The following is a 19,466-nucleotide window of genomic DNA, read 5'->3' on the forward strand; positions in this document are numbered from 1 at the left end:
ATGGAACTCAACAACGAATTCCGGGTGGCGGTGCCGGCCGCGACGGTCTGGGAGGTCTTCACCGACGTCGAACGGGTCGCCCCGTGCCTGCCCGGCGCCACCCTGCTGTCCGTCGACGGTGACGACTTCACCGGTGCGGTGAAGGTCAAGGTCGGCCCGATCACGGTGTCCTACCAGGGCGTCGCGCGCTACCAGGAGAAGGATCCCGCCGCCCAGCGACTCGTGCTCAGGGCCGAGGGCAAGGAGACCCGCGGCAACGGCACCGCCGCGGCCACCGTCACCGCACAACTCAAGGACGAGGGGGACGCCACCACCGTGGTGATCTCCACCGACCTCGCCATCTCCGGCAAGGCCGCCCAGTTCGGCCGCGGGGTGCTCGCCGATGTGTCGGGCAACCTGATCGCCCAGTTCGCCCGCAACCTGGAAGCCGAACTGCGCGGGGCCACCTCGCCGGTCACCGCGGCACCCACCGCCGAGACGGCCGCGGCGGCGGCCCAGCCGGCGGCCGACTCGGTCGACCTACTCAAGGTTGTCGCAGTGCCGGTCGCCAAGCGCTATGGTCCGGTGCTGGCCGCCGCGGCGGCGGCCGGCGCCCTGGGATTCGTGGCCGGCCGCAGGCGCACCGCGGTACGCCCGGTGGCCACCGGCACCGACGAACTGATCGCCGCGCTGTCGAAGCTGCTCTCGTGAAGGCCGCCCCGTTCACCTACCACCGCCCCGGGTCGGTCGCCGAAGCGGTACAGACACTCGCCGAATACGGCGAGGAGGCAAAGGTTCTCGCCGGCGGCCAGAGCCTGATCCCGTTGCTGGCCATGCGGCTCACCCATTTCGAGAACCTGGTGGACATCTCGCGGGTGCCCGAGCTGTGCGGAATCGACCTGTGCGACGACGAACTCGTCGTCGGCGCGGGCACCTCGCACACGCTGGTGGGCATGGACGACGAGGTCGCCGATTCGGTGCCGCTGCTGTCGCTGGCCACGCCACACATCGGTCATTTCCAGATCCGCAATCGCGGTACCCTCGGCGGCGCGATCGCCCACGCCGATCCGGCGGCCGAATTCGCCGCGGTGGCACTGACACTGGACGCCACCATCGAGGCCGCCTCGACCCGCGGCAACCGGCACATCCCGGCCGCGGACTTCTTCACCGGCCTGTGGGAGAACGCGCTGGCCGGCGACGAACTGCTGCGCGCAGTGCGCTTCCCCGTCTGGTCGGGACGCACCGGTTTCGCGGTACACGAATTCGCGCGCCGGCACGGCGATTTCGCCATCGCGGGCGCCACGGTGGCCGTCGAACTGGACGCCGAGGACCGGGTGCGCCGCTGCGCGGTGGGCCTGCTGGGACTGGGGTCGACCCCGCTGCGCGGAACCCCGGCCGAACAGGCCGTCACGGGTCGGCCCGTCACCGACGTCACCGCCGACGAGTTCGGCAGGCTGGCCCTGTCCGAGTTGTCCGACGTCCCCGCCGACCTGCAGGGCTCGGCGGCCTATCGCACCAGGGTGGGCGCGGCGATGGTCGCCCGCGCCTGGACCGACGCCACCAGGGAGGCCCTCGATGCATGAACTGCCGGTCGGGATCACCGTCAACGGTCGCCCCTACCAGGACACCGTCGAACCCCGCGTCACCCTGGCCGACCACCTGCGCGAGAACTGCGGCCTGACCGGAACGCACCTGGGCTGCGAGCACGGCGCATGCGGCGCCTGCACCGTGCTGCTGGAGGGTCAGGCGGTGCGCTCCTGTCTGGTGCTGGCCGTGCAGGCCGACGGCCAGGAGGTCACCACCGTCGAGGGCATCGCCGCCGAGGACGGCACCCTGTCCGCGGTGCAGGCGGCCATGCGGGAATGCCACGGGCTGCAATGCGGCTTCTGCACGCCCGGATTCGTCACCTCCATCACCGCGCTGCTGCGCGACAATCCCGACCCCACCGACCACGAGATCCGCGAAGGCCTGTCCGGGAACTTCTGCCGGTGCACCGGCTATCAGGGCATCGTCAACGCGGTGAAGCGCGCCGCGCAGTCGCTGGCCGAGGGCGCCGTTCGGTAACGTCGACTCCGACCCCGTCGATAGTCATGACAGCGTTTGCTGACGTTCTCCGGCGTCGGTGACGGGACAGGAGAAGACATGACCTTCACGCGCATGCTGACCGCGGCGATCATCGCCGCCGGCGCCGCGACCGCGCTGGCCGCCCCGGCCGCCGCCGAGGAGCTCACCCAGGAACAGTTCCTGGCCGCGATCGCCGAGCACGGCGTGCAGGTCGGCACCGACGAGGAGGCGATCAAGCTCGCCGAGCGGATGTGCAAGATCCTCGGCAACGGCAGCGACGAGAAGATCGAGAAGGCCGTCTACTACATCAAGGACCACTCGAAACTGAGCAACGAGGGCATCACGACGTTCGCGGGCATCGCCGCGCGGGTGTACTGCCCGGACGCACTGCCCAGCTGATCCCCCGGTCGCTGCGCTCCAGCCCACCGAAGCTGATCCCCCGGGCGCTGCCCTCCGAACCGCCGGAACTAGTTCGTCACCACGCCACGCAAACCGTCCGCCCCGAACAGCGGCTCCAACATGCCGGACAGATCCGGTCCGCGCCGCAGGCCATGGCCGCCGTCGACGTTGATCACCTGGCCGGTGATGAAGCTCGCGGCATCGCTGAGCAGGAACACCGCCAGATTGGCGACATCCTCGACCTCCCCGACCCGGGGCAGCGGCGTGCAGGACGCGTAGTCCTCGCTCAGCGCGGGGGTGTCGATGATCGGGGCGACCATGTCGGTACGGGTCAGCCCGGGCCGGATCCCGTTGACCCGCACCGAGGACGGCCCCAGCTCGTCGGCGGCCACCATCATCAGGTGGTCCAGGGCCGCCTTGCTGGGCCCGTAGGCGCCGAACCAGCGGTGGGTGTTGCTCGAGGCGATCGACGAGATCCCGACGAAGGATCCGCCGCCGCCGCGGACCATCTCCCGGGCCGCGTGCTTGAGCACGTACATCGTGCCGTTGATGTTCAGGTCGACGGTGTTGCGCCAGGCCGCCGAGTCGATCTGGGTGAGCGGTCCGATGGTCTCCGAACCACCGGCGCTGTGCACGACGCCGTCCAGCCGGCCGTGCCAGGCGGTGGCCGCCTCGACCAGCCGGGCCACCTCGTCCTCGTCGGTGATGTCGGCCGGTTCGTAGTTGACCTGACCGCCCTCGATCTCGCCGAGTTCGGCGGCCGCGGCCGCCAGTTTGTCGGCGTTGCGCCCGGCCAGCACCACATCGCCACCGGAGGCCACGATGGCCGCCGCCGCACCCTTTCCGATACCGCTGCCACCTCCGGTCACCAGGTAGGTGCGCTCCGCCAGCGACAGCAGCATGGACATACCTCCACAAAAGAAGCCCGACTAACTAGAACAGGTTTCAGTTATACGGCACCGCTGACCTCGGCGCGGGCGTTTCGGCCCGGCACGGAGCACTCCCTGGCAGTTCGGCGGCCGGGCCGGTCGCCTAGCATGGGAGGATGCCTGCCAAAACAGAAGCCGCCGACATCGGCGAGGTCGAACCCGTCGCCGACGACACCGCCAGCCAGGCGCGCCGCGTCGTCGCCGCCTACGCCGTCGACGCCGACGAGTGCCGCACCTTCCTGGCCATGCTGGGCATCGGACCCGCAAAGCCCGAGGCCTAGGTGGCCACCGGAGTCGACACCGACGACTCCACCCCGGACACCGGGCATGCCGACTTCGTCGTCGTGGCCAATCGGCTGCCGATCGACCAGGTGCGCCTCCCCGACGGCACGACCACCTGGAAGCGCAGCCCCGGCGGCCTGGTGACCGCGCTGGAGCCGATCCTGCGCAAGCAGAGTGGTGCCTGGATCGGGTGGCCGGGAGTCCCGGACAGCGATGAGGAACCGATCGTCCAGGACGATCTGAAGCTCTACCCCGTGCGGTTGTCCGCCGAGGATGTCGCGCTCTACTACGAGGGCTTCTCGAATGCCACGCTGTGGCCGCTGTACCACGACGTCATCGTCAAACCGCAGTACCACCGGCACTGGTGGGACCGCTACGTCGAGGTGAACCGGCGGTTCGCCGAGGCCACCTCGAGGGCCGCCGCCCCCGGCGCCACCGTCTGGATCCAGGACTACCAGCTCCAACTGGTGCCCAAGATGCTGCGGATGCTGCGGCCCGACCTCACCATCGGTTTCTTCCTGCACATCCCGTTCCCGCCGGTCGAGCTGTTCATGCAGATGCCCTGGCGAACCGAGATCATCGAGGGGCTGCTGGGTGCCGACCTGGTCGGTTTCCACCTGGCCGGCGGCGCCCAGAACTTCCTGATCCTGGCCCGCCGGCTGCTCGGCGCCAACACCTCGCGCGCCACCATCGGGGTGCGTGCCCGCTTCGGCGAGGTCCAGGTGGGCTTCCGCACGGTCAAGGTCGGCGCGTTCCCGATCTCCATCGACTCGGCCGAACTGGACCGCAAGGCCAGGGACAAGAGCATCCGGCAGCGGGCCCGGCAGATCCGCGCCGAGCTGGGCAACCCGCGCAAGCTGCTGCTCGGCGTCGACCGGCTGGACTACACCAAGGGCATCGACGTCCGGCTCAAGGCATTCTCCGAACTGCTCGCCGCGGACCGCGCCGACCGCAGCGACACCGTGCTCGTGCAGCTGGCCACCCCCAGCCGGGAGCGGGTGGAGAGCTACATCGAGATGCGGGAGGGCATCGAACGGCAGGTCGGGCACATCAACGGTGAGTACGGCGAGGTCGGTCACCCGGTGGTGCACTACCTGCACCGGCCGGTCCCGCGCGACGACCTGATCGCGTTCTTCGTCGCCGCCGACGTCATGCTGGTGACCCCGCTGCGAGACGGGATGAACCTGGTGGCCAAGGAGTACGTGGCCTGCCGCAGCGATCTCGGCGGTGCGCTGGTGCTGTCCGAATTCACCGGCGCGGCAGCCGAACTGCGTACCGCCTACCTGTGCAACCCGCACCACACCGACGGTGTGCGGGATGCCATCGAGCAGGCCCTCAACCAGTCCGTCGAGGAGGGCAGGCGCCGGATGCGGGCGCTGCGGCGCCAGGTGCTGGCCCACGATGTGGACCGGTGGGCCCGCGCCTTCCTGGACGCCCTGGCCGGGGTGAAGACCGACTAGATCGGCGTGATGTAGCTGATCAGCCAGCGACCGTCGATCTTCTGATAGTCGACCTTCAGCCGGCTGCCGTCATAGACCGACTCCTTGGACTTGTCGGTCACGGTGCGGTTCATGAACACCAGCACCGACGCGGAATCCCGTTCAGCGCTGAGCATTCCGGCGCCGACGGCGTGCGCCTGGCTGACGACCTGACGCTCCCGGGCCTGCGGGATGATGTCCGTGGTCGCGCGGTCCTCGAACTCGCGCCGATAATCCGGGGTGAGCAGGGTGGCGGCCTCGGACAGGCTGCGTTCCACCGTCTGGAAGTCGTAGCCGAACACCATCGGGATCTGCTGGATCGCCAGTCCGGGTAGCTCGGCCTCGGCGGCCGCTGCCGCGCGGGCCTGCACCCGGTCCCAGTACAGTCCGCCGGCGACCGCCGCCAACGCGACCAGGCCGAGCGCGAAGAGCACGGCGGCCGCCTGAATGAGTCTGGTGCGCATCAGTTGCCGCCCTCGGGATACTTCAGGTCGTAACCGGTCATGTGGCCGTTGCCGTCCTCGTGCACGATCACCCGCATCCGGTACGGCTGGGACGGCTTGTTCACGCCGTCGAGATCGGTGACGGTGACCCGCACCGACACCAGCACCGAGGCGTTGCCACCGATCTCGTCGATCTTCTCCAGTGCGGCACCGCTGATCACGGCCTCCGAGGTGGCGTTCGTGTCGCGGAAGATCGCCTTCAGGTTGTCGACGTTGTTGTCCTGGCTCAGCATGTCGCGCAACGGCCCGCTGGTCCCGTCGACGAACCGGTTCACGCTCTCGTCGATGCTGTTCTGGTCGTAGCTGAACATGTTCATCACCGTCTGCGACGCGGTGTCGACGAAACGTTGTTCGCGGGCCTGGGTGTCCGCGGCATCGCGCCGCTGCACCGTCAGCACCACGACGACGGTCACCAGCACGGCGGCGGCCACGAACGCCGCCAGCGCGGACACCAGTCCCACCATGGCCCGGTGCGGCCGGCGCGGCGGCAGCGGAGCGGCCCGTACCGATGTGGGCACGGTGACCGTCGGGCCCGACATCTGCAGCACCGGGCCCGCCTCGCCGACCGGGGCACCGGCGGGGCCGGCCGCCCGGGAGGCGCGCCGGCGCGTCACCTTGCTGGTTGTCTGGCTTTCGGGGTTGTCAGTCGTATCTCCGTCAACCATCTACATCTGCCTTGGCGCCATCATCAGATCCACCCAATTCTCCGCGGGTGTGAACACGTCGCTCCCGGGTGCGAACACCCCGGTGCCGCCGTTCGTCGGATCGGCGAACACACCCGTCTTCGGATCGTAGGTGGTCGTCAGCGAGGCGCTGGCCAGGGGCTGTTCGGCGGGCAGCGGACCCGGCGCGGGCGCAGGCGGCGCGACCGGCGGGGGCGGTGCCGGAACACCGGGGGGCAGCGGGGCACCCGGCGGTACCAGGACGCCCGGGAACTGCGAACCCGGCGGCCGATAGATCGGTTCGCCCGGCGCGGGCGGCACCTGCCGACCGTAGGGCGGCGCGATGTGATCCGGCGGTGCGTAGAACGGCCACGGCGGCGCCGGGGCATTGTTGTTGGGCGGCACCGGATTCGGGAAGGGTGCATTCGGCGCCGGACCCGGGCCCGGTTGCACACCCGGGGGCAGCTGCACCGCGGGCGCACCCGGGTCGTAGTCCGCCTCCGGCGGGATGTTCGGGAACTTGTTCGGCGGGGTGATGTTCCGCGGATCCGTGATCGGGGTGTCATAGGGCACCGGCGGGCCGCGCCACGGGTTGCTGCCGATCGGGACGTAGCCGACCGGATCGCGGCAGAGCTGCACGGTGGGTGCACGCTTGCCGGGGAATTCCTGGCACGGGTAGTTGCGCGCACCGCGTACGACGGCCGGATCGTTCTGGGCCGTCTTGCAGTACAGGTCGGTGGGCAGCTCGCGCAGCGTGGTGTCGGCCGGCGAGCGGATCTCCGTCGATGGAATGAATCCGGTGAGACACGGCGGTGAGTCGCCGAGGTCGACCTTGAAGTCCAACTTGCCGCCCTCGTCGGCGGGAACGCCACCAGCGACTGTGTTGAGGGCCGCGATCAGAGCTGGGAAGATGACCAGCGCCTGCTCGATCGACTTGTTGTAGATGACGCCGATCCGGCCGAAGTTGGCCAGGTTGGCGGCCAGCACCGGGAACGTCGGCCGGATGCCCTCAAAAGTGGTGTTGGCCTCGGCAGCGGCACCGGGCACCGTCTGCAGCACCGAGCGCAGCTGCGGATCGGCATCGGCCACCTCGGCGGTCAGCCGGGCCAGACCGTCCGCGGTCGAACGGATGTCGTCACCGGCCTCGATCTGGGCGTCCAGGAACGGCCCGGCCTGATCGATGAGCTGCGCGGTCTCCGGGTAGGCGGCGTTGGCCTCGTCGACCAGATCGCGGCCGGACTGGATCAGCCGGGCCAGCTCGGGGCCGGATCCGTTGAACGCCTTGAAGGTCTCGGACAGCAGATCCTGGATCCGCGCGTCGCCGACACTGCTGACCAGATCGTCGGCCTGCTTGAGCAGGCCCGCGATGTCCTGTCCGATGGCGGTGCGGTCGACGCCGATGTGCGATCCGTTGCGCAGCAACTGCGCATCGGCCGAACCCTCGGGCGGAACCAGGTCGATGTACTGCTCGCCGACCGCCGACACGCTCTTGACGGTGGCCGTGACGTTGGCCGGCACATCGGTGTCGGTGTTCAGCCGCATCTTGGCGATCACACCGTCATCGGTCAGCCCGACCTCTTCGACCCGCCCGATGGTGACACCGCGGTAGGTGACGTTGGCGTTCTGGTACAGCCCACCGCCGGCCACGAAATTCGCGGTGACGTTGTAGGTTCCGATGCCCAGCGCCGCGGGCACGTGCAGATAGAACGCGGAGATCGCGGTGACGGTCAACACCGTGACGACGGCGAAGATCGACAACTGCAGGCGTGTCAGACGAGTCAGCATTACGGTGCCTCCCCGTGCTGCGTGGCGGTGCCCGGCGGGATCTTGAACGGGTCGGCGGCCTGCCCGGACAGGTTCGCCAGCGCCCCGGTCAGGAAGTCCGGCGGGTTGACCACCTCGTTGAGGCGCTTCATGTTCGGGTCGAAGAACGAGGTGGTGAACACCGACTCACCCAACCGGCGCACGGTCAGGTCGAACGTCACGAACACGTTCAAATAGTCGCCGCGGACCGCGTTGCGCAGGTACTTGTAGTGGAACGGGAAGGTCGGAAGAAACGTCAGATCCTCGATGAAGTCGTCGGCATTGTCGTTGAGCGCCTTGATGACCGGGAACAGATCCTTGATGTCCGCGGCGAAATCGTCCTTGGTCTCCGAGAGCACCCGCGAACCCACCTCGGCGAACCCACGCAACGCGGTGAAGGCGTCCACGATGTTCTGCCGGTTGGTGTTGAGCACCAGCAGCGCATTGGGCAGGGTGTCCAGCGTGCGGCCCAGGTTGTCCTTGCTGCGCGCCAGGATCGAGGCGAACCGGTTGAGGCCGTCGGCCGCGGCGATGATGTCGTCGGTCTGGCGATCCAGGGATGAGGTCAGCTCGGCCAGCCGCGGCAGCAGTTCGGCGAAGCTGCCGGAGCGGCCGGCCACGGCGGCATAGGCCTCGTCGGTGATGTCCTGCAGTGCACCGAGATTGCCCTTGTTGACCACCACGCCGAGCGCGGAGAGCACCTCTTCGGTGGTCGGGTACCGGCCGACGGCGCCCAGCGGGATGTTGGAGCCCTGCTTGAGCCTGCCGACCGGATCGTCGGGCGGCGGCGCCAACTGGACGTGCTGGGAACCCAGCAGCGAGGTCTGCGCGACGGTGGCCGTTGAGTTCTCCGGCAGGTCGACGTCACTGTCGAGGGACAGCTGCACCGCGGCGTAGAAGGTGCCGTCGGGGCGTTGCACCGCCTCGATCCCGGACACGCTGCCCACGGTGACGTCGTCGAGCATCACCGGCGAGTTCTGCGGCAGCGTTGCGACATCGGGCAGTTCGGCGGTGATCCAGAACGATCCCGACCCGTGCCCGGCGGTGCCGGGCATGTTCAGCGAGTTCAACCCGCCGAACTGACATCCGGCCAGCAGCAGCGCCGCGGCGCCGAGCGCGCTGCCGCGCAACAGGATCGGGGTCATCCGCCCGCTCCTTCTGTCGGCGCCGGCCCGGGTAGCGGACCCGTACCCATCGGCGGTGCCGGTGGGACCGGACCGGCCGGCGAGATCTGACCGGGCACGGCCGGCGGCGGCAGGATGAGCTGGCTGAGATTGCCGCCGGGCGGCACGGTCGGCGGGGTCACGCCCGGGGCCGGTTGCCACTGCAGGTACGGCACCGGGGTCTCGGCCTTGGCCTGTGTCGCCGGGGTGTCGTAGATGATCTGTCCCTTGTACGCGGTGATGCTGTCGATCGGGTGGAACAGGATCGGCGGGTAGTTCATCGTGATGCGCTTGAGCACCGGCCCCATCCGCTGGCGGCAGATCTCGGCGCGTTTGAAGTTATCCGGCGAGGCGCCGACGTCGAAGGTGCCGCCGCAGATAAATTGCACAGGATTGGCGAAGTTCGGCAGCGAGAGCAGACCACCGACGGTGCCCTGTGCCGGGTTGTAGATGTTGTAGAAGTTGGCCAGCCCGTTGGGGGTGACGTGCAAGATCTGTTCAATGTCATCGCTGTGGTCGGTGAGGATCTGGGTGAACTCACTCAGACTGCTCACCGACTCGATCAACGACGAGTTCGACTCGCTGAGCAGGCCCCGGACATCACCGAGCGCGGTGTTGAGCACGCCGAGGGTGTTGTCCAGATCGGCCGAACTGTCGGCCAGCACCTGGGACACCGAGGCGACGTGGTTGGTGAACTGGACGATCTGTTCGTTGCTGTTGGACAGCGCGTTGACGAGCACCTGCAGATTGCGGATGGTGCCGAACAGGTCCGACCGCGAGTCCCCCAGCCGGCCTGCGGTCTGCGAGAGTTCGCGCAGCGCCTGGCGGAACGAGTCGCCGTTGCCGTCGAAGGTGTCCGCGGCCTGGTTGACGAAGGTGGTCAGCGGGCCCTGCAGGCCGCCGTCCTGGGGGCCCAGTTGGGTGCTCAGCGCCGTCAGCTGTTCCTTGACCTCGTCCCATTCGACGGGCACGCCGGTGCGGTCCATACCGATCTCGGCGCCGTCCGCCATCGTGGTGCCTCCGGTGAACGCGGGCGTCAACTGGATGAACCTGGCCGACACCAGGTTCGGCGCGATGATGATGGCCCGGGCGTCGGCGGGCACCCGCACGTCGTCGGAGACCGTCATGGTGATCTTGACGTCGTTGGCGCGCGGCTGGATCGAGTCGATGCGCCCGACCGGCACCCCGACCACCCGGACGTCGTCGCCCGGGTACAGGCCGACGGCGGTCGGGAAGTAGGCGACGATCTTGTGGCCGCCGCGGTTGGGCCACACCAGGTAGACGCCGACGGCGAGCAGCGCGACGAGTGCGACCGCGATACCGGCGCGCACCCACCTGCCTCTGTTGGACTTCGGTTGTGTCATGGGGATTTCGGCCTCACCAGTAGGCGCTCGGAGATGATGCCGCGCAGATAGTCGGCGAGGCTGTCGGGCAGCTTGCCCGGCTGGAAGTAGGTATCCAGCAGCACCTCGGAAATGGACGCCGGCGGCAGACCGTAGAGGTTGATGTGGAATCCAGACCCAGACCCGACCACCTCGCCGAGAGTAGTTGCGTACGGTGGCAGCCTGCGCAACGCCGCACCGATGTGTTCCTTGCGCTCCAGCAGGTTGTCCATGACCGCGTCCAGCCGCTGCAGCACGGGCAGGAACTCGCGCTTGTTGTCGGCGACGAATCCGGACAACTGGTGGGAGACATCGTCGATGCCGGCGATCAGCCTGCTCAGCGCCTGCCTGCGCTCGTCGAGTGCGGCGAAGAGCTGATTACCGTCGGTGATCAGCTGGTTCACCTGACCGGACCGCTGTGCCAGCGTGTCCGAGACGTTCTTGGCGTGCAGCAGCAGCTGTTCGAGCGCAGCATCACGCTTGTTGAGGCTGCGGCTCAGGTCGGCTACCCCGTCGAGCGCGCCGCGCAATTGCGGGGTGGCATCGCGCAGGGTGTCGGTCAGGGTCTGCAGCGCCTGCTCGAACCGCGGCTTGTCGAGCTCGCTGACATTACCGCCGAGATCCTGCAGCGCCGAGTTCAGCGTATAGGGCGTGGTGGTGCGGTTGACCGGGATGACGGTGGAATCACCACTGCCACCGGGGGTCACCGACAACGACTTCTGACCCAGCACGGTGTCGGTCTTGATGGCCACCAGGGTCTGGTTGCCCACCTTGATGTTCCGGTCCACGGTGAAACCGACCTTGGCCTGGTCACCGGCCAGCGACACAGAGTTCACCTTGCCGACCGTGATACCGGAGACGTTCACGTCGTTGCCGGGGGTGATACCGCCGGCGTCGGTGAAGTAGGCCTCGTAGTTGCGGCCCTGCGGCCACCACGGCAACCCGGTGTAGCCGAAGGACACCAGCACCAGGCACGCCACAACGAAGATGCCGAGAATTCCGGTGCGCAGCGGATTGCTGCGATCTAGGCTAGCCATTCTCCGAGCACCTCCCCTTCGTCGGATCCGGTGGGCCACCGAACGGGATCAGGATGTCGCTGCCCGCCGGTCCGTTGATCTTCATGCGAATAGAGCAGTAGTAGATGTTGAAGAACGCGCCGTAGGCACCGAGTGCATTCAGCCGCAGATAGTTTTCGGCCAGCGGCTCGATCACCTTGTTCACGTCGCCCTTGCGCTCATCGAGGCGCTGCATCAGCGGTCGGGCATTCTCGATCACGCCCTGCAGCGGTCGCCGCGATGCCTCCAGCATGTCGGTCAGATCGTTCTCGGCCGAGGCGAGCGGTCCGATCGCGCCGGCGATGGGGTCGCGATTCTCGGCGAGTCCGGTGATGAGCTTCTGCAACTCGTCGACGCTGGCGTTGAACTGATCGCCCTTCTCGTCGATGGTGCCCAGCACGGTGTTCAGGTTGGTGATCACCTCGCCGATCAATTCGTCACGGGCCGCGAGGTTCTGGCTGAACGCACTGGTGCTCGACAGCAGGTTCTGCACCGCCCCGCCCTGGCCCTGCAGCAGCTCGATGACGGCATTGCTGACCTCGTTGACCTTCGCACCGTCGAGGCCCTTGAGCACCGGGCGCAGCCCGCCGAGCAGGGCGTCGAGATCCAGCGCAGGCTGGGTGTTGTCGCGGGAGATGGTGGACCCGGCGGGCAGCTTCTTGAGTTCGCCAGGGCCCGAGGTGATCTCCATGTAGCGATCGCCCACCAGGTTCTCGTAGCGCACCACCGCGCGGGTGGAGGTGTAGAGCTGGTAGCGCTTGTCGACGTCGAAGGCAACGTCGACGGTGTTGTCCGGGTTCAGGGTGACGGCGCTGACCGATCCGACCGGCACACCGGCGATCCGGACGTCCTGGCCGGTCTTGAGCCGCGACGCCTCGGCGAACGTCGCGTGATACTGGTTGCTGGACGCGAACCGGAACTGACCGAACACGACGATCAGGCCCGCGGCCACCAGCACCATCGCCATGGTGAACACGGCGACGTTGATCAGGGTCCTGCGTTCTCTGTTCACTAGCTACGGCCCTCGTTCTTCTCGACCCGTGGCTTTTCGCGCAGGCGCTCATCGCGGCGCAACCTGATCATCAGAAATCATCCCGTTCGGCGAAGGCACCGTTGAACAGGAACTGCAGCGTGGAAGGCGCGTTGAACTGCAATTCGGTGTTGGGCTGATACGGCACGTAGGCGTTGTCGGTGACCAGGAACGGCGTATGAAACCAACTCCCTCCAAATTGCTTCGATGGGACATTCGGCAGGCCACGGCAGTTCGGCCCGCCGGAGGCGTTCACGATGGGCAGGCTCTCCGGATAGGTGTAGGCCGGAGCGCCGGGTAGGAAGCTAGATGAAACAAACAGGCCCGGTCGGATACCGCCAATAATTGGCGCGAATCTGTTGACCGCCTGCCGCACACCCTGTAGCAGGCAGCCGATCACCGGTGAGTAGTCCCCGGCGACCTTGAGCGGGGCCCGCAGCCGCTGGATCGCGGCGATGTAGTCATCGGCGGCCGGTTCCAGTGTGGCGGTGCCGTTCTGCGCCAGTCCGGTCGCAGCCAGCAGGGTGGCGTTCAAGTTGTCCTGCTCGTCGACGATGGTCTGGGCCAGCCGCGGCGCGTTGTCCAGGACAGTCGCCAGATCGGGCCCGGCATCACCGTAGATGTCGGCGACGACGGCCGTTTTGCGCAGGTCCTCCTGAACCGTCGGGAGCTTCGGGTTGAGTTGGGCCAGATAGCTGTTCAGCCCCGACATGGCCACGCCGAGGTCCTCGCCGTTGCCGCGCAGACCCTCACCCAGCGCGGTGACGGTGGCGTTCAGGTTGACCGGGTCCACCTTGTGCAGCACATCGGTCAGCGTCTGGAACAGCGTGTTGACCTCGAGCTGGACGTCGGAGGCCTGGATGTTGGTACCGGCCTGCAGCGTGGTGTCGCGCGGCTGCTCGGGCGGCAGGAACTCGACCGACTTCGCACCGAAGACAGTGGTACCGCCGATCTTCACCACCGCGTTGGACGGGATGAAGCGCATCTGGTTGCGCTCGATCGACAGCGTCAGCTTGGCCTGGTCCCCGGCGTACTCGATGTTGGCGACCTTGCCGATCTGGATGCCGCGGTATTTCACCTTGGCATCGCGTTCCATCACCAGACCGGCCCGTTGCGAGGTCACCGTGACGGTGTCGGTCGCGGTGAACGCGGCGGTGAAGAACAGATAGGTGAGCACCACGGCGATGACGACGATGGTCGCCAGGATCGCGGCGGCGATCCGGACGTGGCTGCGTTTGGCGGTTCCGTCGGACATCTCTGACCTACCCGGAGAGGTTGAAGTTGCCGGACGCGCCGTACACGGCGAGTGAGATGAACAGGGTGATGGTGACGACGACGATCAACGAGGTGCGCACCGCCTGGCCGACCGCGATGCCCACCCCGACCGGACCACCGGAAGCGTTGTAGCCGTAGTAGGTGTGCACCAGCATGACCGCGACCGACATCACGATCGCCTGCAGGAACGACCACAGCAGATCGCTGGGTATCAGGAAGGTGTTGAAGTAGTGGTCGTACAGGCCGGCGCTCTGGCCGTTGATGAAGACCGTGGTGAACCGCGCGGCGAAGAACGCTGCCAGCACCGACAGCGAGTACAGCGGCACGATGGCGATCAGTCCGGCGATGATGCGGGTGGACACCAGGTACGAAACCGCGTGCACCGCCATCGCTTCCACGGCGTCGATCTCCTCGGCGACCCGCATAGCACCCAACTGTGCCGTGGTGCCGGCCCCGATGGTGGCGGCCAGCGCGATCCCGGCGATGACCGGCGCGACGATGCGCACGTTGAGGAATGCCGACAGGAAGCCGGTCAGCGCCTCGATACCGATGTTGCCCAGCGAGGAGTAGCCCTGCACGGCGATGACGCCGCCGGAGGCCAGCGTGAGGAATGCCGCGACGCCGACGGTGCCACCGATCATGACCAGTGCGCCCGCGCCCATGGTCATTTCGGCGACCAGCCGGATGGTCTCCTTGCGGTAGCGGGTGAGGGCGTTGGGGATGTAGCGCATCGACTCGCCGTAGAACAGCGCCTGTTCGCCGATGTTGTCCACCGTGCGGGGCACGCCCCGGAAGAACCGGCGCAGTCGAAGTGTCGCGTCGTAACTCATCTCCAGGTCCCCTACCGTTCCAGGACCCGGACGCCGACGGCGGTCAGGATGACGTTGACGACGAACAGACAGATGAAGGCGTAGACCACGGTCTCGTTCACCGCGATACCCACACCCTTGGGGCCGCCCTGGACCGTCAGGCCGCGGTAGCAGCCGACCAAGCCGGCCAGCAGACCGAACAGCAGGGCCTTGAACATGGCCAGCACCAGCTCGCCCAGGCCGGTCAGGATGGTCAGCCCGTTGATGAACGCACCCGGGTTCACGCCCTGCAGGAAGACCGAGAAGACGTAGCCACCGGACAGGCCGATGGCGCAGACCAGCCCGTTGAGCAGCACCGCCACGAAAGTGGAGGCGAGCACCCGGGGCACCACGAGGCGTTGGATCGGGTCGATGCCCAGCACCCGCATCGCGTCGATCTCCTCGCGGATGGTGCGGGCGCCGAGGTCGGCACAGATGGCGGTGGCGCCCGCGCCGGCGACCACGAGCACCGTCACCACCGGCCCGAGCTGGGTGATGGTACCGAAAGCCGTACCGGCACCGGACAGGTCGGCCGCGCCGATCTCGCGGAGCAGGATGTTGAGCGTGAAGGCGACCAGCACGGTGAACGGGATGGAGACCAGTAGCGTCGGCACCAGCGACACCCGCGCGATCATCCAGGTCTGATCCAGGAACTCGCGGAACTGGAAGGGCCTGCGCCACATCTTGACGAAGGTGTCGATGGTCATTTCGACGAACCCGCCCACGGCCCGCGCCGGAGCCGAAAGCTGTTCGATCAACCTCGACTCCATTCTCGAATGGGGCTGTCGTCCCGTCGTGGCGAAGTACCCGACAATAGCGGGAATCTGTTCGCTCCGGCGGGCTTTCCACCCCTGATTTGCACGTTGCCCTTAGTGAGCGAGCTCATAGTAACTAGAACACGTTCACAGTGTCAAAAAACGGCAAAGTTCTTGGAAAACTCCTATTTATGCAGGTCAACGCCAGTGTGATTGAGGTCATTCTAGAACGTGTTCTAGCCGCCTCCGGGCGGCTGGAAACGGCATTCTCCGAAATCAAGAACCCATGAGCTCAGTTGCGGAGAATCCGATATTCGGGTCCCTCTCAGCAAAGAAGTCCCCGAGGGTCGCACTCAGCGCGGCCGGGTCCCATGCTGCGCCGGCAGCCTCGAAGCGCTCGGCGGCCACCGGCGCGGCGACCAGCGTCACCGTCGGGCCGTATACGATGAACAACTGCCCGTTGACATCCTTGGCCGCCGGGGAGGACAGATAGGTCACCAGCGTGACCACGTGTTCCGGGGACAGCGCGTCCACCTCGCCGTCGCCGAGTTCCGGCGCCTCGCCGAACACACCGGCGGTCATCGCGGTGCGGGCCCGCGGGGCGATGGCGTTGGCGCGTACCCCGTACCGGCTGAGCCCGCGGGCCGCCGACAGCGTCAACGCGGTGATACCGGCCTTGGCGGCACCGTAATTGGCCTGCCCGACCGGGCCGGCGATCCCCGCCTCGGACGAGGTGTTGACGATCCGTCCGTACACCTGACCATCGGCGGATTCCTTGGCCTTGGCCTTCCAGTACGTCGCCGCATTGCGGGTCAGCAGGAAATGCCCGCGCAGATGAACGGCGATCACCGCGTCCCAGTCCTCGTCGGACATGTTGAACAGCATCTTGTCCCGGGTGATGCCGGCGTTGTTGACGACGATGCCCAGCCCGCCCAGGCGGTCCGCGGTCTCGACGAGTTCGTCGGCGGTGCTGCGGGCACTGATGTCACCGGGCACGGCGACGCCCTTGGACCCGGCGGCCTCGATCTCGGCCAGCACATCGGAGTTGTCCAACGCGCCGGCCATGTCGTTGACCACCACCGTCGCGCCGGCGCGGGCCAGGCCTATCGCTTCGGCCCGGCCCAGGCCGGCCGCCGCGCCGGTGACGACGGCGACCTTGCCGGACAGGTCGATCGGGTTGGAGTTCGTCGCTGCTTCTGGGGCCACGGTTATGAATACCTCTAGTCTTTTCGGATCAGGGCTGCCCGGGGGCATTCGGCTATCGACTGCTCGGCCAGGTCCTCCTGGTCGGCGGGTACCGGGTCGGCTTTCACGACGGCATAGTCGTCATCATCGAGATCAAACAGGTCGGGGGCAATCCCGAGACACACCGCATTACCTTCGCAGCGGTCACGGTCGACTTCTACGTGCATGTGAACCTCCTCGCGCTCCGGGCACGGGCTGTGTGCCCATGTGCAGGCTAACGGTACCGCCCTGGACCGCAAGACTAGAACGTGTTACAACGAGCATATCGGCGGGCAACCGATCACCGTTCGGTGGCCCCGCAACCTCAGACAGACAGGATGTCGCCATGCGGATCGGTTACACCGCCGAGCAGGAGGAGCTGCGCCGCGAACTGCGGTCGTATTTCACCAAACTCATGACCCCGGAGCGCGCCGAGGCACTTGCCGCCAGCGACGGTGAGATGGGGCGGGGCAACGTGTACCGCGAAACCGTCGAGCAGATGGGCAAGGACGGCTGGCTGACGCTGTCCTGGCCGACCGAGTACGGCGGCCAGGCCCGCCCCCCGATGGACGGCCTGATCTTCAACGACGAAGCCTCGATCGCCAATGTGCCGGTGCCGTTCCTGACCATCAACTCGGTGGCGCCGACGATCATGCACTTCGGCACCGAGGAGCAGAAGAAGTTCTTCCTGCCCAAGATCGCTGCGGGCCAACTGCATTTCTCCATCGGCTATTCCGAGCCGGGCGCAGGTACCGACCTGGCCTCGCTGCGCACCACCGCGGTGCACGACGGGGACGACTACGTCATCAACGGCCAGAAGATGTGGACCTCGCTGATCGCCTATGCCGACTATGTCTGGCTGGCGGTGCGCACCAATCCCGAGGCCAAGAAGCACCGCGGCATCTCGATGCTGATCGTGCCGACCACCGCCGAGGGGTTCTCCTGGACCCCGGTGCACACCATGTCCGGTGTCGACACCAGCGCCACCTACTACCAGGACGTCCGGGTTCCGAAGTCCGCGTTGGTCGGTGAGGAGAATGCAGGCTGGAAGCTGGTCACCAACCAGCTCAACCACGAACGCGTCGCCCTGGTCTCGGCACAGCCGATCTTCGTCGCACTCAGCGGTGTTCGCGAATGGGCACAGAACACCAAGGATGTCCACGGAAAGCGTCTCATCGACTCCGAGTGGGTGCAGCTGAACCTGGCCCGGGTGCACGCCAAGGCCGAGGTGCTCAAATTGATCAACTGGGAGCTGGCATCGTCCACCGACGCGGCGCCCTCGCCCGCGGATGCGTCCGCGGCCAAGGTGTTCGGCACCGAACTGGCCACCGAGGCCTACCGCCTGCTGATGGAGGTGCTCGGCACGTCGGCGACCCTGCGGTCCGGATCCCCGGGCGCGCTGCTGCGCGGCCGGATCGAGCGGATGCACCGGTCCTGCCTGATCCTGACCTTCGGCGGCGGCACCAACGAGATCCAGCGTGACATCATCGGCATGGTCGCGCTCGGCCTGCCCCGAGTGAATCGATAGGAACGACAATGGATTTCACCCCCACCGAGGCCTCCGTCGATCTGGGCGGCCTGGTCCGGACCATCACCGAATCCGTGGTCACCAATGAGCACCAGCGCGTGCTCGACGGCCTGGACCAGCGTTTCGACCGCGATCTGTGGGCGAAGTTGATCGAAGCCGACATCCTGTCCACGGCCGCGCCGGAAACCGTTGGCGGCGGCGGGTTCGGCGTGCTGGAGCAGGCCGCGGTGCTGACCGCCCTGGGCCGGCAGCTGGCCGCCGTACCGTATCTGGAGTCCGCGGTGCTGGCCGCCGGCGCCCTGGCGAAGTTCGGATCCGAGTCGCTGCAACAGCAGTGGGCGACGCCTGCGATCAACGGCGCGAAGATCGTCACCGTCGCACTCGATGCAGAGATGGGCCAGGGTCCGGTGCAGGCCCGCGCCGCCGACGGCGGCCACCGCCTGACCGGGTCGCGCACCCAGGTCGGCTACGGCCCGGTGGCCGACGCCTTCCTGCTACCCGCCGAGACCGAGAGCGGCACCCGGGTCTTCCTGGTGACCGCGCAAGATCCGGGCGTCACGGTGTCCGCCCTGGACACCACCGGACACGGCACCGTCGGCCACCTGGAACTGAGCGACACCGCAGTCGATGCCGACCGCCTGGTCGGCGGCGCCGAGGTGCTCGAATGGCTGACCGTGCGTCACGCGCTGGGCCGCAGTGCCTTTCAGTTGGGCGTCCTGGAGCGGGCGCTGGAACTCACCGCGCTGTATGCGCGCGAGCGCGAGCAGTTCGACCGCCCGATCGGCAGCTTCCAAGCCGTGTCGGCACGGCTGGCCGACGGTTATATCGACGTCAAGGCGCTGCGGTCGACGCTGACCCAGGCCGCCTGGCGGCTGTCCGAGGATCTGCCCGCCGATATCGACGTGGCCAGCGCGGCGTTCTGGGCCGCCGACGCCGGGCACCGCGTGGTGCACACCGCGGTGCACGTGCACGGCGGTGTCGGGATCGATGTGGACCACCCGATCCACCGCTACTTCCTGGCCGCCAAGCAGACCGAGTTCGCCGTCGGCAGTGCGACCGGGCAGTTGCTGCGCATCGGTCGCGAACTGGCCGACACCCCCGTCTGAC

Annotated in this window: 21 protein-coding genes; 8 read left to right on the forward strand and 13 right to left on the reverse strand. The window is 67.5% G+C overall.

Annotation, left to right across the window (positions count from 1 at the left end; genetic code table 11):
- The 4 genes from BST17_RS15350 to BST17_RS15365 all read left to right on the forward strand — a co-directional run bounded on the left by BST17_RS15350 (nt 1) and on the right by BST17_RS15365 (nt 2,442).
- Nucleotides 1-690, forward strand: coding sequence for an SRPBCC family protein (locus BST17_RS15350; RefSeq protein ID WP_083059511.1), 690 nt, complete (start codon nt 1-3; stop codon nt 688-690).
- Nucleotides 687-1,562: an FAD binding domain-containing protein gene (locus BST17_RS15355; protein ID WP_083059513.1), complete on the forward strand. Its 876-nt coding sequence runs from the start codon at nt 687-689 to the stop codon at nt 1,560-1,562. The genes BST17_RS15350 and BST17_RS15355 overlap by 4 nt, the downstream gene beginning before the upstream one ends.
- The gene (locus BST17_RS15360) at nt 1,555-2,043 is read left to right on the forward strand and encodes a (2Fe-2S)-binding protein (RefSeq protein ID WP_083059514.1); all 489 of its coding nucleotides are present in this window, start codon (nt 1,555-1,557) and stop codon (nt 2,041-2,043) included. Before BST17_RS15355 ends, BST17_RS15360 begins: the two co-directional genes overlap by 8 nt.
- A gap of 78 nt (nt 2,044-2,121) precedes the next feature.
- Complete coding sequence (locus BST17_RS15365) at nt 2,122-2,442, forward strand: DUF732 domain-containing protein (protein WP_083059516.1); 321 nt, start codon at nt 2,122-2,124, stop codon at nt 2,440-2,442.
- 68 nt (nt 2,443-2,510) lie between these two features.
- Here BST17_RS15365 and BST17_RS15370 read toward each other — a convergent pair whose 3' ends face one another.
- Nucleotides 2,511-3,344: an SDR family oxidoreductase gene (locus BST17_RS15370; RefSeq protein WP_083059602.1), complete on the reverse strand. Its 834-nt coding sequence runs from the start codon at nt 3,342-3,344 to the stop codon at nt 2,511-2,513.
- A 143-nt stretch (nt 3,345-3,487) separates the two neighbouring features.
- Here BST17_RS15370 and BST17_RS28770 point away from each other — a divergent pair, with 143 nt between their 5' ends.
- Both BST17_RS28770 and BST17_RS15375 read left to right on the forward strand, forming a co-directional pair.
- On the forward strand, nt 3,488-3,652 hold the full coding sequence (locus BST17_RS28770; RefSeq protein WP_109750150.1) for a hypothetical protein: 165 nt from the start codon (nt 3,488-3,490) through the stop codon (nt 3,650-3,652).
- Nucleotides 3,653-5,113, forward strand: coding sequence for an alpha,alpha-trehalose-phosphate synthase (UDP-forming) (locus tag BST17_RS15375; RefSeq protein ID WP_083059517.1), 1,461 nt, complete (start codon nt 3,653-3,655; stop codon nt 5,111-5,113).
- On the opposite strand, the gene BST17_RS15380 is transcribed toward BST17_RS15375, so the two are convergent.
- The 12 genes from BST17_RS15380 to BST17_RS15435 form a co-directional block, all read right to left on the reverse strand.
- Nucleotides 5,110-5,595, reverse strand: a complete 486-nt coding sequence (locus BST17_RS15380; protein ID WP_083059519.1) for a mammalian cell entry protein — start codon at nt 5,593-5,595, stop codon at nt 5,110-5,112. The genes BST17_RS15375 and BST17_RS15380 overlap by 4 nt on opposite strands.
- Nucleotides 5,595-6,299 (reverse strand): Rv1363c family protein, encoded by a 705-nt coding sequence (locus tag BST17_RS15385; RefSeq protein ID WP_083059521.1) that lies wholly within the window; start codon nt 6,297-6,299, stop codon nt 5,595-5,597. Before BST17_RS15385 ends, BST17_RS15380 begins: the two co-directional genes overlap by 1 nt.
- Nucleotides 6,300-8,081, reverse strand: a complete 1,782-nt coding sequence (locus tag BST17_RS15390) for an MCE family protein (protein ID WP_083059522.1) — start codon at nt 8,079-8,081, stop codon at nt 6,300-6,302.
- A complete protein-coding gene (locus tag BST17_RS15395) occupies nt 8,081-9,244 on the reverse strand; it encodes an MCE family protein (protein ID WP_165762285.1) in 1,164 nt (387 codons plus the stop codon). The genes BST17_RS15390 and BST17_RS15395 overlap by 1 nt, the downstream gene beginning before the upstream one ends.
- The gene (locus tag BST17_RS15400; RefSeq protein WP_083059524.1) at nt 9,241-10,626 is read right to left on the reverse strand and encodes an MCE family protein; all 1,386 of its coding nucleotides are present in this window, start codon (nt 10,624-10,626) and stop codon (nt 9,241-9,243) included. Before BST17_RS15400 ends, BST17_RS15395 begins: the two co-directional genes overlap by 4 nt.
- Nucleotides 10,623-11,681 (reverse strand): MCE family protein, encoded by a 1,059-nt coding sequence (locus tag BST17_RS15405; protein WP_083059526.1) that lies wholly within the window; start codon nt 11,679-11,681, stop codon nt 10,623-10,625. Before BST17_RS15405 ends, BST17_RS15400 begins: the two co-directional genes overlap by 4 nt.
- A complete protein-coding gene (locus BST17_RS15410; protein ID WP_083059527.1) occupies nt 11,674-12,711 on the reverse strand; it encodes an MCE family protein in 1,038 nt (345 codons plus the stop codon). The genes BST17_RS15405 and BST17_RS15410 overlap by 8 nt, the downstream gene beginning before the upstream one ends.
- A gap of 70 nt (nt 12,712-12,781) precedes the next feature.
- Entirely contained in the window at nt 12,782-13,984 is a 1,203-nt protein-coding gene (locus BST17_RS15415; RefSeq protein ID WP_083059529.1) for an MCE family protein, read from the reverse strand.
- A 7-nt stretch (nt 13,985-13,991) separates the two neighbouring features.
- Complete coding sequence (locus BST17_RS15420) at nt 13,992-14,834, reverse strand: MlaE family ABC transporter permease (RefSeq protein ID WP_083059530.1); 843 nt, start codon at nt 14,832-14,834, stop codon at nt 13,992-13,994.
- A gap of 11 nt (nt 14,835-14,845) precedes the next feature.
- Complete coding sequence (locus BST17_RS15425) at nt 14,846-15,610, reverse strand: MlaE family ABC transporter permease (RefSeq protein ID WP_083059606.1); 765 nt, start codon at nt 15,608-15,610, stop codon at nt 14,846-14,848.
- A gap of 273 nt (nt 15,611-15,883) precedes the next feature.
- A complete protein-coding gene (locus BST17_RS15430) occupies nt 15,884-16,813 on the reverse strand; it encodes a 3-oxoacyl-ACP reductase (protein ID WP_083059532.1) in 930 nt (309 codons plus the stop codon).
- A 14-nt stretch (nt 16,814-16,827) separates the two neighbouring features.
- Nucleotides 16,828-17,019: a ferredoxin gene (locus tag BST17_RS15435; RefSeq protein ID WP_083059533.1), complete on the reverse strand. Its 192-nt coding sequence runs from the start codon at nt 17,017-17,019 to the stop codon at nt 16,828-16,830.
- Between the two features lie 158 nt (nt 17,020-17,177).
- Between BST17_RS15435 and BST17_RS15440 the strand changes: the two genes are divergently transcribed.
- Together BST17_RS15440 and BST17_RS15445 are read left to right on the forward strand one after the other, a co-directional pair.
- On the forward strand, nt 17,178-18,359 hold the full coding sequence (locus tag BST17_RS15440) for an acyl-CoA dehydrogenase family protein (RefSeq protein WP_083059535.1): 1,182 nt from the start codon (nt 17,178-17,180) through the stop codon (nt 18,357-18,359).
- Nucleotides 18,360-18,367: 8 nt separating this feature from the next.
- On the forward strand, nt 18,368-19,465 hold the full coding sequence (locus BST17_RS15445; protein WP_083059536.1) for an acyl-CoA dehydrogenase family protein: 1,098 nt from the start codon (nt 18,368-18,370) through the stop codon (nt 19,463-19,465).
- Nucleotide 19,466 lies beyond the last annotated feature (1 nt).

The sequence above is a fragment of the Mycolicibacterium bacteremicum genome (assembly GCF_002086115.1).
Classification (GTDB): Bacteria; Actinomycetota; Actinomycetes; order Mycobacteriales; family Mycobacteriaceae; genus Mycobacterium; species Mycobacterium bacteremicum.

Excerpts from the sequence above, each read along its gene's own strand:
- BST17_RS15365 (WP_083059516.1), top strand. The coding sequence starts at position 2,122 with ATGACCTTCACGCGCATGCTGACCGCGGCGATCATCGCCGCCGGCGCC.
- BST17_RS15380 (WP_083059519.1), bottom strand. The coding sequence starts at position 5,595 with ATGCGCACCAGACTCATTCAGGCGGCCGCCGTGCTCTTCGCGCTCGGC.
- BST17_RS15385 (WP_083059521.1), bottom strand. The coding sequence starts at position 6,299 with ATGGTTGACGGAGATACGACTGACAACCCCGAAAGCCAGACAACCAGC.
- BST17_RS15440 (WP_083059535.1), top strand. The coding sequence starts at position 17,178 with ATGCGGATCGGTTACACCGCCGAGCAGGAGGAGCTGCGCCGCGAACTG.
- BST17_RS15445 (WP_083059536.1), top strand. The coding sequence starts at position 18,368 with ATGGATTTCACCCCCACCGAGGCCTCCGTCGATCTGGGCGGCCTGGTC.
- BST17_RS28770 (WP_109750150.1), top strand. The coding sequence starts at position 3,488 with ATGCCTGCCAAAACAGAAGCCGCCGACATCGGCGAGGTCGAACCCGTC.
- BST17_RS15400 (WP_083059524.1), bottom strand. The coding sequence starts at position 10,626 with ATGACACAACCGAAGTCCAACAGAGGCAGGTGGGTGCGCGCCGGTATC.
- BST17_RS15350 (WP_083059511.1), top strand. The coding sequence starts at position 1 with ATGGAACTCAACAACGAATTCCGGGTGGCGGTGCCGGCCGCGACGGTC.
- BST17_RS15370 (WP_083059602.1), bottom strand. The coding sequence starts at position 3,344 with ATGCTGCTGTCGCTGGCGGAGCGCACCTACCTGGTGACCGGAGGTGGC.
- BST17_RS15390 (WP_083059522.1), bottom strand. The coding sequence starts at position 8,081 with ATGCTGACTCGTCTGACACGCCTGCAGTTGTCGATCTTCGCCGTCGTC.
- BST17_RS15405 (WP_083059526.1), bottom strand. The coding sequence starts at position 11,681 with ATGGCTAGCCTAGATCGCAGCAATCCGCTGCGCACCGGAATTCTCGGC.
- BST17_RS15395 (WP_165762285.1), bottom strand. The coding sequence starts at position 9,244 with ATGACCCCGATCCTGTTGCGCGGCAGCGCGCTCGGCGCCGCGGCGCTG.
- BST17_RS15360 (WP_083059514.1), top strand. The coding sequence starts at position 1,555 with ATGCATGAACTGCCGGTCGGGATCACCGTCAACGGTCGCCCCTACCAG.
- BST17_RS15435 (WP_083059533.1), bottom strand. The coding sequence starts at position 17,019 with ATGCACGTAGAAGTCGACCGTGACCGCTGCGAAGGTAATGCGGTGTGT.
- BST17_RS15420 (WP_083059530.1), bottom strand. The coding sequence starts at position 14,834 with ATGAGTTACGACGCGACACTTCGACTGCGCCGGTTCTTCCGGGGCGTG.
- BST17_RS15415 (WP_083059529.1), bottom strand. The coding sequence starts at position 13,984 with ATGTCCGACGGAACCGCCAAACGCAGCCACGTCCGGATCGCCGCCGCG.